Raw genomic sequence first — 11,363 nt, forward strand, 5'->3', positions numbered from 1 at the left:
ATCACTGGCTACCGCAGCCATGACTCCGATGATAATTCTCGTAATCTGTGGTGGGCAGCAATTCTCACCTACGGGGAAGGCTGGCACAACAACCATCATGCCTATCCCAACGTGGCAAAAGCGGGTTGGAAGTGGTGGGAAATCGATCTGACCTGGTGGACAATTCTGCTCCTGAAGCAAATGGGGTTAGCTCGAAAAATTGTTCTACCACCAACAGCCTCATAACGCGCACTCGAATCTTGGCTTGTTGAAGAGACTAATGCTATTTTTCAAGCCTTACGTCGTTCTATTTAGGGATGCGAACCTTTCAAAATCCCACTATGATTTGAGATATATGTCGAAGCCCTGTCTAAGATTTGACAGCTTCACTTAGGAGAATTAATGTTCGACTTCAATACATTAGCTGAGTTTTCCAGGCACTACTGCATTGGCATTTGTGCATTTCTGATTCCAGCCAATCTGGTTGCTACATCGTTAACAGGAATCTTTGCGGTGCTGCATCGCCCAGCTGCTCAGGTGTGGCAAGCCGCTGGAATTGCTAGTATCTTTGCTTTAGCGATGATGCTACACGTATTTACTTGGTTCCTGGTTGGGATGGTCATGGCTCCTACATACATTTTATTATGCTTAGGCAGTATTTGCCTGTGCGCTAATTTAGGGGCAATTCTCTTCCGCAGACGCTTGGCGGCGGATTGGTCGCTGTCTACTCCACTAGGTATATGGCATCACCTGGGTGAGAGATCGGCTTGACTATTTGATGGAAACGAGCGCATTTTCCAGCTGGCTGTGACTTTATTTGCCCAAGACAATGCCCTGCAATTGTGAAATAGAAAAAAATTCTTCGTTGCCTGCTGAACTTGGGCTTGATTCCAGTAAAATGCTAAGTGTAGCAGGTAGAAGTTGCACTTACGTTAATCTAAAGCAAGTATCTGAAACCATTATTGATTGTAGTGTCAGAGGCTTTCCTATTCCCATCAGAAGTAGACATCACTGATGCGATCGCGCTTCTTCACACTTAAAATCCAGTCCATACGAGGAAACTTCGTATATGAAGGCACTCTTGCTCTACCCTTGTTTTCCCCAGTCTTTCTGGTCTTACGATCGCTGTATGGAAATGGCTGGACTCAAAGCAGTCATTCCGCCATTGGGAATTATTACAGTTGCGGCAATGCTGCCAAAGGATTGGGAAATTAGGTTTTATGACCGCAATGTAAACCAGGAAACAGATGGCGATTGGCAGTGGTGCGACATGGTTATTCTTTCTGCCATGCTGGTTCAGAAACCGGACTTCCATGCCCTGATTCAAAAAGCTGTACGGTTGGGCAAGAAGGTGGCAGTGGGGGGACCATATCCAACTTCAGTCCCTCAAGATGCCCTCGCCTCTGGAGCGCATTACCTGGTATTGGATGAAGGCGAGCTAACTATCCCGCAATTTCTAGAAGCACTCTCCCAAGGTCAAGAACAAGGAATATTTCGCGCTACCGAGAAGCCTGACGTTACCACTAGCCCGATTCCCCGCTTCGATCTGCTCCAGCGGGATGCCTACTTCATGATGGCGATTCAGTTTTCTCGCGGCTGCCCCTTCAACTGCGAATTCTGTGACATTATCACGCTTTATGGTCGTAAACCGCGCACTAAGGAACCAAGTCAGACCTTAGCAGAGTTGCAAAATCTCTACGACTTAGGCTGGCGGGGGTCGCTTTTCATCGTCGATGACAATTTTATTGGGAATCAGCGCAATGTCAAACGGTTCCTACGAGAATTGATTCCTTGGATGAAGCAACGCAGCTATCCCTTCACATTCATTACTGAAGCCTCGGTCAACTTAGCAGAGGATGATGAACTGCTACAACTCATGCAAGAAGCAGGGTTCTACGCCGTCTTTCTTGGTATCGAAACGCCAGATACTGATAGCCTGCAAACCACTCGCAAGTTGCAAAATACCCGTAACCCGCTAATAGAAGCCTGTCGCAAGATTAATCAGGCAGGATTGTTAATTTACGCAGGTTTTATCCTGGGCTTTGACGGAGAACGCTCGGGTGCTGGAGAACGAATTCAAGCATTTGTGGAACAAACTAGTATTCCTCAACCAATGCTAGGAATTCTGCAAGCATTGCCTAATACTGCCCTTTGGAATCGGCTGGAAAAAGAACAGCGCTTATTAGAGGGCGTTGGTGTCACCCAAGTCGGGGATCAGAACACGTTGATGAATTTCATTCCCACTCGACCAGTTGCTGAAATTGCTAGAGAGTATGTAGAAGGCTTCTGGATGTTGTACGAACCCGCAAACTATCTCAAGCGCTGTTTTGACCAATGCCTTAACATTGTTCCCCCGGCTGGGCGAAAGCAGAGTATGCACTTTGCGCCAGGCAAGGGGCTACGGCTATTAGCACGGTTGATCTGGCATCAGGGCTGGCGACGAGCTGAAATTCGGGCGCAATTTTGGCGACAACTGTGGGTAATCGTGCGTGCAAAACCTCAAGTTCTGAATATGTATCTGGGACTGTGTGCGGCTGGAGAGCATTTCTGGGAGTACCGCGCTTTAGCAAGAGAGCGGATTACCCAGCAGCTAGGCTACGATCCACTAGCAGAAGCGACGCTACCAGTTAAAGCACTGATGCATGTCAGCACCTGATTTCCTAGCAAACTAGGAGTTGGCGGGGATGCGCTCAATTTGGGCGTAGCCGCTGAAAATCAATAGTTTTTCTTGGGTTTCCAATTGGTTGAGTCGGATCGTGATGCCATCGAGATCGAAGCGATCCAAATCGACCATGCGATCTAAAATCTCTACCAATATGATGCTTAGGGTTTGAGAGATTTCTCGTTGAGATTCTGGTACGCTATCTGCTTCAAACTTTGGCTCGCAAAAAGCAAGGCGGCGTCGTCGCTCGATGGTTATGGTTGCACTCAGACTAATCGGCACGAGTTTGCCGTTGCTTAGATCGGCATTAGCCCAAATCTGTACCCGATTGTTGGGTAATAGCTGTAGCCGCACAGCTTCAAAAGAGACTGAATTGCCACCAGATATATCGGATAAAGCAGGTAGATAGAGGTTTTGGAGGCGCTTTTTCACCACCTCTGCCTCAAAAGCGCGATCGATCCCTGCTTCTGAGAGAGTGACTCGAACAATAGCTTGGGTGGGTTGCGCTAAAGCTAGTTTACCGCGCAAAAGGCTACTGAAGTCAATCGCTATGGCATCAGTGATGAGGGTCATTTCTTCCGCCCGAAATTCATGGCGGATAACGAGTCCCCGACCGCTCATTTTGAAGCTGTCGATGCTACCCTGCAAGAGTTTACTGGAAGGATAGCAGTGGATCGAGACTTCTACTGACTCGCTTTGAGTGAATAGATAGCGAATTGTTTTGTTAGCAACAGTGTTGAGTAGGCGCTCTCCCCAATCGCTTCCCATAGGATTAGTTAAACTAGTTAGGCTGCTGAACATAGAAATGCGTCTATGAAAGTTCTTCGACTGAATGCAGATGCTAAGCAGCTAGTTAAGCAGGTACTCAAGCAGTGATGCTAGCAGGACATTGGAAACAATAATAAAGTGACCTCTAGATTCAGGGCAGTTTTTCTGATGGGAGGTGTTTTACACCTGTTATTTATTTCCCGACTGTATCTGGAGATTCCGTCCTAGTCCAGATGCCACTCATGCTTCAAAAATTCCTGGTACATTGTTTTCTGAATTATCATCTGCTTATGCAGCACAATCAAAAATTCCTGGGCTTGTTCGCGGGACATTTGCTGTACTTGGTCGGCAAAGCTTCTGAGGCTAAATTCTTGCTCTATAGATAATTTAATGGGCTGATTCATCGCTGACTCCTGCCCCACTGGGGCGAAAACTAGAAGATCGAGTCTAGCTAAATATCTTTGTCTGAGGCTAGATACCTAGTTCGCTCGCTATTGTCATACTGAGCTAATCGCCACTACAAAGATTTGCTAACTACTACTTTGTTCGGTCTCTTTCCTGCTTTGAGATCTCCTTTTTGGTTAAAATGCATTTCCAGTGGTTCGCAGGTATAAACATCAGGCTCCATCAAGAAGCTATCGGCAATCATACATTCATTCAGGTTGAGGGTATTCCCTTCTTTATCGGTGTAGCGCATGGATGCCCTCGTGTAAGCGTATGTAAACTATTATAACAAAATATTTCCGTAGATCTGCTTGAATATTTCAACGACTAGTCTTGACCGCACTCAATCGGAGTTATGTATCTTTTGACTAGATTCCAACTATATAAATCAAGAGCAAAGTTCCACAAAACAAAGCACCAGAGGCTGTTGAGCACATACATCTAGCGATGCCGGAGGGATCGTCTACACAGCTTGTTGAAATATGGCGAAGGTCTTTTATCATTAACTAAGATGTATTCAATACGCCCATTCCGACGCGATCGCTCTCGTGCGAGAGTTCAATAGTGCGCTAGTATAGTAGGTGAGACTAAAATTCGGTTATATCGTTTGTTTTTAACATTAACAGGCTTCTCTCCGAAATCTAAATCTCTACACCTTTTGATTTTGGAGACAATCATATGTCTATATATGTCGGCAATTTATCATACGAGGTAACGCAAGAAGACCTCAGTGCTGCTTTTGCAGAGTACGGTTCTGTAAAGCGGGTGCAACTCCCAACGGATCGCGAAACTGGTCGGATGCGCGGCTTTGCTTTTGTGGAAATGGATACAGATACGGAAGAAACAGCTGCCATTGATGCTCTCGATGGTGCTGAATGGATGGGGCGCAACCTGAAGGTTAATAAGGCAAAGCCTAGAGAAGACAGAGGCTCATTCGGTGGTGGTAATCGCAGAGGTAATTTCTCTAGTCGCTACTAAGCTTTAAGACAGATAATTTAACTCTAAGGTTTAAGGGTAGATCGGGAGTCTACCCTTTTTTGCTAACAACTTAATTTCAGGATAAATTGCCCAAATTCTATCCTAATTTACTCAAGTGAGAGGAGAATAGATGGCACAAATTATTTTGGGTGAAAATGAAGGAATTGAGTCAGCCTTGCGTCGATTTAAGCGCGAAGTTTCTAAAGCAGGGATTTTTTTAGACATCAAGAAACATCGTCACTTTGAAACGCCAATTGAAAAACATAAACGTAAGGAACTCGCTAAGCATAAGCAGCGTAAAAGACGTTCCCGCTACTAAGCTAGCTGTCTGAAATTTCAGTTTTTATAGATTGAAATAGCATCATTGTTGTACCACATGCAGAATTTAGCAAACGTTAGGAAAACCCTAACAGAGCAAAGTCATGAAAATTCAAGTATTGGATATTCAAATCGGCGATCGCATTATTGCTTACTGCAATAACAAAAGACAAGCCTGTACTGTCAAGCAAATACTAGTTTCCGAGCGAGATAGTATCGCACTGACAGTATGTCCTTCCACCCATTATCGAATTTCACTCTCACGAGTGATTCGATTTCACCGAGATGCTTCGATCGATCTAGCAAGCTAAAGCTATTGTTTAGAACCAGAGCGACCGCTCTTCATCACTTCTTAAGTAGCTAACTTCAATACTATGCCGGTTCAGTGCGTCTCGCCCCGACGATCGACAATAATGACTTCAGGAGCGTCGTCAACACTGCCTTCGGTGCGGTAGGTGGGGTTAGCGGTGTTGACGTTATCGACAATGCCTTCGGTGCGGTAAGCCGGTCTAGTCGGATTCACGCGCTCTACATCAGTCACAACATCGGTGCGGGTAGTGGTCGCATTTGGGTTGTTATATACACCCCATTCTTGAATCCCGCCACCGCCGAGAATTCTGGCTGCATGGACGATTTCGTCATCAGTGCCATCAACAATAACTAAATAATGTCCTCTAGAAACGCGATCGCTGTATACTTTGGCCCTTTCTTCGGGAATCCCCAAACCAACTAATGCGCCAAGCAAACCACCCGCAGCCGCACCAATCGCACCACCAGCCGCAGTTGTAGCCAGGGCTGTAGCAACTTCACCCGCTAGCATCACTGGACCTACGCCAGGAATTGCTAAAGTACCTAATCCCACGAGTAAACCAGTCAGACCACCCAAAACTCCGCCTGTGAGCGCTCCAGCCGTCGCACCTTCGTCAGCTTTGTTGCCAACGCGATCGCGATCTTCGACATCTACACCAGCAATATCAGGTTTGCTGTCTGCATCTTGGGCGATGATGGAAACCCGACCCATCCCAAAACCAGAACGCTTTAATTCATTCAGGGCGCGTTCTGCGTCTTTGCGCCGCTCAAATGTGCCTACTGCTCGTCTGTGGTAGCCTAAAGTCATTTTTTTGCTCCTATTTCAAAATTTCAAGTTTCAAAATTTCAAGGGTGCAGAGACGCGATCGAATCGCGTCTCTATTTGGTTAAAACAATCCGCCGATCCCATTCACGGCTAATGCTCCGGCGATCGCAGATGCGACAAGAGAAGTCAAAGCCGTACCAAACAACCACCAAGCTGCACCAGCTGCGGCTTTTTTGGTTTCTACTGCTGTTGCCTGTGCTTGTTGTTTCAAAGCTTCCAGCCGTTTTTGCGTTTCTTGCTGGATGCGTTCGGCTTGATGCAGAACGCGATCGCGCGTACCTTCAATTTGACCCACAATCCGCTCGGCATCGGCTGGGGAAATATCTTCGCGGGAACTCAACACGGCGATTAGCGTGTCGCGATCGAATTGGCTCAAACGACCGCGTAGAGCCTCAAATCCCGCTTGCGGATCGTCAAACAAGGTGGTGAAGTCTTGTTGAATTCCCTCGTAGTTAAGTTCGGGACGCTCCAGCGAGTTAAGGTAGTTGCGGAGGCGATCGAAGACTCCATCGACAACTGATTGCACGCTACGCTGAATTTTCTCAATTTGCTCGGCAACAGAGTTCCGTACGGCAAGGATGCGATCGACAATTTGATTCGCTTCTTCTTCCGAAATATCTTCTCTTTGAGACAGTAAAGCCACAATCGTCGAACGATCGAAGTGCGAGAGGCGATCGCCCAAGCTACCGAATCCGGCGCGGGGATCGTTAAGCAATAGTTGCAAGTCGCGCTTGATGCTATCGGGATTGAGTTCTTCTTTATTCGTATTACGCAAATAACCTTCTAAAGTTGCCTCAAAATCGATCGCCTGCTGTTGGACGCGGCTTGCCAAGCGGCGCGGTGCTTGCACGATGCTGTTAATTGCATCTTCTACAGAGTCGATCGCGCGGTTGACTTGTTCTTCGCTCAAGTCTTGCCGTTGCGACAGCAGTTTTACCAAGGTTTCTCGATCGACATGCGATAAGCGATCGCGTAATGCTACAGCTCCCTCTTTCGGATCTGACAATACTTTACGTAAATCCTGTTGGATTCCTTCAGGATCGAGTTCCTCTAAGTTGGTGTTACGCAGATATTCAGAAATCGCCGTTGTCGTTTTGTCGTATTGCTCTTTGGCTTTACCTGCTAACTGCTGCGGTGCTTGTAAGATATTATCTCGCACTGATTCAAGGCGATCGAGAGTTTGATTTATTTGCTCCTCGCTCAAATCTTGACGTTGCGAAAGTAGAGCAACTAACGTTTCGCGATCGAACTGCGATAATCTTGAGCGTAATACAGACAGTCCAACTTGCGGATCTTCTAGCAAGGTGCGAAAATCGCGCTCGATCCCTTCGGGGTTGAGTTCTTCTTTGTTGGTATTGCGAAGATATTCTTCTACTTTTTGTCGTATTTCTGTTGCTTTAGCTTGCGCCTGTTCTTGCAATTCTTTGGCACGGTTAACAACGCGATCGCGAGTGCTTTCGAGTTGACCGACAATATTATTTGCTTCCTCTTCGCTAATATCTTGGCGTTGTTTGAGCAATTGAGTCAAAGTATCGCGATCGAATTGCGATAGGCAATCGCTGAGTGTTTCCACACCCGCTTCTGGATCTTCTAGAAGAGTTTGGAAGTCGCGCTCAATTCCTTCAGGATTTAGTTCTTCCTTACCAGTCGAGCGCAGATAATTTTCTACACGGCTACGCAGGTCTTGCGATTGCGCTTGTGACGCACCAGCAGAAACCGTATCCAAAATCTCCGTGCGGATTTCTTCTAGTTGCTGAGCCACTTCTTGAACTTTGTTTTCAAGTAAATCGCCGCGTTGATTCAGTTTTTGAATAAAGTAGTCTTTATTCAACTGTTCCAACTCTCGCTTGACTTTACTTGGATCGGCTTGCGGATCGTAGATAACATTTCTAAATTCCTGCTTAATCGTCTCGCGATTGAAATGCCACGAGTAAGATTTCAGCAAATAGTCATCTACATCGCTGCGGATAGCACTATTTATTGGTAGTGCTGGTAGTTTTTGCGCTTGCTGTTGCGCTTGTTCTTTAAATTGCTGCAACTGACCGGAAATTTTTTCTCGATCTACTTCTGGTAACTTATCGATAAATTTTTGTAGTTGACCAGAAATATTTTCCACATCAATTCCAGCCAGATTAGTTCTTTCGAGCACTGCTGTTGTCAAAGCGCTCACACCCAATTGCACGGCTCGATTTCCCCAACCGTTGCTTTGCTTCCCGCTCGATTGGCTGCTTTGTACTAGTTGTTCTAGTTTTTCGCTCAAATCGCTGGAATTGAGTTGTTCGGGAGAAGCTGACTTGATAAATTGACTTAATTGCGCTTGCGGATCTGCTTCATCTTTACCGATCGCCTGCTGCCAAACTCCTTGCAGCTGGTCTACAATCCGATTCACGTCTTGTTTGGATAAGTCCGTGCGATCGCTGACTAAATCTGCAAATGTCTCGCGGTTAATGTTACGTAGCAAATCGCTATCAGCCACAGATTTTAAATCCGAGCTGTTGAGAATCGTTTCAAACTGACCGCGAATCTCGTCTAGATTCAGTTGCGGTAATTGTAAATTTCCCAAAGACTTTTGCAATGTCTTGCCGATCGCGTCTGGGTCGATTCCCGTAGTAAATTCTTGCCGAACTGCGGCGGCGATCGCTTCAGCCGTGTCCACCGCTTGGTTTTTCGCTGCATTAGCACCCAAAGCGGTAGCTGCTGTCCCCAGTAGTCCTTGAAAACCAGAGGTAGCAGTACTGACTAAAGAACCGATCAGCGAACCGACTGTAGTTGAGCCTAACCACAACAGGATCGAAAAGTAGGTAGACCAAATGACTACCCCAATAATCGCCCCTAATACCGCACTGCTGACTAAGCTGAGTTTCACTGCTAAAAAACTAGCCACGAACAGAGCTACGCCACCAGTTGACAAAGCCAACAGACCCACTGCGGCTGAGATTTTGCGGACTGTGCTGCCTAAATTATCCGTATCCTCAGCATCTCCTCCACCCAAAGCGGAAATACCTACAGCCACGGAAAAGTTAGTTAACAGGAGTTGAAAGGCAAACGCCATCACTACACCTGCAATCAATGCCACCAAGAATTGCGGTCCAGAAAAGACGGCAGCAGCTTCTTCTGGAGTCAGAATTTCTTCTGTGATAATTTGTGCTAAGTAAAGATTTGCAAAGTCAAATTGTTTTACTATTTCTGCGATTTCCCACATATGATTTACTCCATTCATGCTCGATCGCAAGTCAAATTTCTTATTTGAGATGCCCTTTAATTGTCAGCTTAGCTATTAACTAAGGTCGTTACTACTTTCCCAAGTGAGGAATATTCTACTCCTCAAGGATTGTATTTAAGCTGTTAGAAATGATGCGAGCTTAAGTTACATTCAAAAGTAAAATTTTGTTTCACACAAAGAAGATTGCTAAAAGCATTAGCTGATGCGATCGTTAAGCAGGTAATCGCTCCCAAAATCAAAGTCATTCATCCTTAACCGACCGTTAAAATTGGGAGAAATAGCCCCGACTCCTTCTATAACAAAACCGAGAGAACCAGCTTTACCTGTTACAGTAAAACCATTTCTCGGCTTTGTTTCGGTTAATGCTTGTAGTAGTCTCTCTCTCCGATACAATTTGCACTTACTTGCGACCACTTAACCATTTAGCCGCGATCGCACCAAATGCAGCACCGACGAGTGGATTGCTGAGGAATTTCACGAATGCAGGTTGTTCCGCTAATACCTCTTGAAAAATATCGGGATGGTTGTGATAAGCAAATGCAGCTAATTTACTTACATCGTCGGCATTCATCCGGCGGGCGTGATGGGTAGATAGCCCTAGTTGCTTTTCTAAATCGCGCTCGTGCAGTCCTCTTTTACCTAAGTGCTTGAAGAAAGCCCGCGCCACATCATCTCTTTCATTTGGTTTAATCTGGGCGATCGCTTTTTGCAGTTCCGGTTCCATCTGGTTTGTCGGAATCCGATCGGGATGGAAAGAGCGTCCGAATAAGCGACGGCGTTCGTCATGGGATGAGCGTTGAGCAAAATCATCAAAGTTTTCGTAGTCTTGCTCTAAGTTCGCTGGTGCATCACCAAGATTTTCCACATTACCTTGAGCGAGATCGTTCATCACTTCTTTTCTATATTTATCGCTACTACTCATGTTTTTTCTCCTTTTCTTCAAAACTATTAACTAAGCTGTCAAACATAAAAAAATCATTGGACTTGCTCAATGTTCGCATCTAAGAAGCTTGCCAACATCAAGCTTTTCCTTTTTGACTTTTGACTTTTAACTTACTTAACAGCTACTTGTATTCAATCTGATTAGTTTGAGTGTCGTACTTAGCTGTCAAAATTAGCTTTTTATCCGGTGCGTACATCAACACAGTCAAATCTTGGTTGGGGAAATTGCGGCGAAAACCTTGAGCTAGAGATTTTGCTAATGGCTTCACTTCGTTTGGGCGAACTTCAGGTGAGATGACAACACCTAATTTATTGTTGTCGCGCACATAGGCATCTTTAACCATTCCCTTGGCCGTTTGCACGACCCAACCACCAAAATCTTGTCCGGCTTGAGTATTTCCGCGTGCGATTTGCGAGTAATCTGCACTCCGACTAGCTGTTGGTAGCGTTGTTGTTGGCTGTTTGGCTTGAACTGCACTGCTACAGGCTGTAGTTGTAGCGATCGACAAAACTAACATCAGCACAATCGCAATTTTCCGAAACCTTTTAATCAAACTCATTTCTACCTCCTACAATTTATAAATGAATTGAAGCAATAGAACAGAGAACAGTGGCTGGTAGAAGCGCGGCTAGTGCCTAGAATCTTTTCTAATCACCAGCCACCAGTCACGCTTTCACTGATAATTGGTCACTGAACTATACCTGTGGAAAGTTATCAGAATCGCGATTGACGACTGGGCGACCCTCAGTATCGACATCTAATTCTTCCCGACGAACCGTTTCTTGTACTTGCACAGTTTCCTGTTCTACGACCTTCTTGACTCTGATTTCTTCTCTGACGAAGGCTTCTTTATGAATATCTGGAACTTCTTCATACACTTCTACACGGGCAACTTCACCCTCATGGAAGTCAA

At 45.7% G+C, this 11,363-nt stretch carries 15 protein-coding genes; 6 read left to right on the forward strand and 9 right to left on the reverse strand.

The genetic code is table 11. From position 1 onward, the window contains the following. The 3 genes from ACRC32_RS02365 to ACRC32_RS02375 all read left to right on the forward strand — a co-directional run. Window positions 1–225: fatty acid desaturase (locus tag ACRC32_RS02365; protein ID WP_438552475.1), on the forward strand; the 225-nt coding region annotated here is incomplete at its 5' end. A gap of 156 nt (window positions 226–381) precedes the next feature. Beyond that, window positions 382–750, forward strand: coding sequence for a hypothetical protein (locus ACRC32_RS02370; RefSeq protein WP_438552476.1), 369 nt, complete (start codon window positions 382–384; stop codon window positions 748–750). A gap of 298 nt (window positions 751–1,048) precedes the next feature. Further along, window positions 1,049–2,635, forward strand: a complete 1,587-nt coding sequence (locus ACRC32_RS02375) for a B12-binding domain-containing radical SAM protein (protein ID WP_438552477.1) — start codon at window positions 1,049–1,051, stop codon at window positions 2,633–2,635. 12 nt (window positions 2,636–2,647) lie between these two features. Here the strand turns inward: ACRC32_RS02375 and ACRC32_RS02380 are convergent, their stop codons facing one another. The 3 genes from ACRC32_RS02380 to ACRC32_RS02390 all read right to left on the reverse strand — a co-directional run bounded on the left by ACRC32_RS02380 (window position 2,648) and on the right by ACRC32_RS02390 (window position 4,106). Continuing rightward, on the reverse strand, window positions 2,648–3,442 hold the full coding sequence (locus tag ACRC32_RS02380; RefSeq protein ID WP_438552478.1) for an LmeA family phospholipid-binding protein: 795 nt from the start codon (window positions 3,440–3,442) through the stop codon (window positions 2,648–2,650). 191 nt (window positions 3,443–3,633) lie between these two features. Then, window positions 3,634–3,813: an NblA/ycf18 family protein gene (locus ACRC32_RS02385; protein WP_015154532.1), complete on the reverse strand. Its 180-nt coding sequence runs from the start codon at window positions 3,811–3,813 to the stop codon at window positions 3,634–3,636. Between the two features lie 113 nt (window positions 3,814–3,926). Next, a complete protein-coding gene (locus tag ACRC32_RS02390; protein ID WP_438552479.1) occupies window positions 3,927–4,106 on the reverse strand; it encodes a hypothetical protein in 180 nt (59 codons plus the stop codon). A gap of 425 nt (window positions 4,107–4,531) precedes the next feature. Between ACRC32_RS02390 and ACRC32_RS02395 the strand changes: the two genes are divergently transcribed. The 3 genes from ACRC32_RS02395 (at window position 4,532) to ACRC32_RS02405 (ending at window position 5,460) form a co-directional block, all read left to right on the forward strand. Next, window positions 4,532–4,831 (forward strand): RNA recognition motif domain-containing protein, encoded by a 300-nt coding sequence (locus tag ACRC32_RS02395; protein WP_438552480.1) that lies wholly within the window; start codon window positions 4,532–4,534, stop codon window positions 4,829–4,831. A 130-nt stretch (window positions 4,832–4,961) separates the two neighbouring features. Then, window positions 4,962–5,150, forward strand: a complete 189-nt coding sequence (gene rpsU, locus ACRC32_RS02400) for a 30S ribosomal protein S21 (RefSeq protein WP_015154529.1) — start codon at window positions 4,962–4,964, stop codon at window positions 5,148–5,150. Window positions 5,151–5,253: 103 nt separating this feature from the next. Continuing rightward, on the forward strand, window positions 5,254–5,460 hold the full coding sequence (locus ACRC32_RS02405; RefSeq protein WP_317107483.1) for a hypothetical protein: 207 nt from the start codon (window positions 5,254–5,256) through the stop codon (window positions 5,458–5,460). Between the two features lie 71 nt (window positions 5,461–5,531). On the opposite strand, the gene ACRC32_RS02410 is transcribed toward ACRC32_RS02405, so the two are convergent. The 6 genes from ACRC32_RS02410 to ACRC32_RS02435 all read right to left on the reverse strand — a co-directional run. After that, window positions 5,532–6,266 (reverse strand): DUF1269 domain-containing protein, encoded by a 735-nt coding sequence (locus tag ACRC32_RS02410; protein ID WP_438552481.1) that lies wholly within the window; start codon window positions 6,264–6,266, stop codon window positions 5,532–5,534. A 79-nt stretch (window positions 6,267–6,345) separates the two neighbouring features. Next, the gene (locus ACRC32_RS02415; protein WP_438552482.1) at window positions 6,346–9,486 is read right to left on the reverse strand and encodes an MFS transporter; all 3,141 of its coding nucleotides are present in this window, start codon (window positions 9,484–9,486) and stop codon (window positions 6,346–6,348) included. A gap of 216 nt (window positions 9,487–9,702) precedes the next feature. Further along, on the reverse strand, window positions 9,703–9,900 hold the full coding sequence (locus ACRC32_RS02420; protein ID WP_438552483.1) for a hypothetical protein: 198 nt from the start codon (window positions 9,898–9,900) through the stop codon (window positions 9,703–9,705). A 7-nt stretch (window positions 9,901–9,907) separates the two neighbouring features. Beyond that, on the reverse strand, window positions 9,908–10,429 hold the full coding sequence (locus tag ACRC32_RS02425) for a hypothetical protein (protein ID WP_438552484.1): 522 nt from the start codon (window positions 10,427–10,429) through the stop codon (window positions 9,908–9,910). A 142-nt stretch (window positions 10,430–10,571) separates the two neighbouring features. Then, complete coding sequence (locus ACRC32_RS02430) at window positions 10,572–11,009, reverse strand: hypothetical protein (protein WP_438552485.1); 438 nt, start codon at window positions 11,007–11,009, stop codon at window positions 10,572–10,574. A 136-nt stretch (window positions 11,010–11,145) separates the two neighbouring features. After that, window positions 11,146–11,363, reverse strand: a 218-nt coding sequence (locus ACRC32_RS02435; RefSeq protein ID WP_438552486.1) for a DUF2382 domain-containing protein, incomplete at its 5' end; no start/stop codon positions are given.

The sequence above is a fragment of the Chroococcidiopsis sp. genome, from assembly GCF_051657925.1.
Lineage (GTDB): Bacteria > Cyanobacteriota > Cyanobacteriia > Cyanobacteriales > Chroococcidiopsidaceae > Chroococcidiopsis.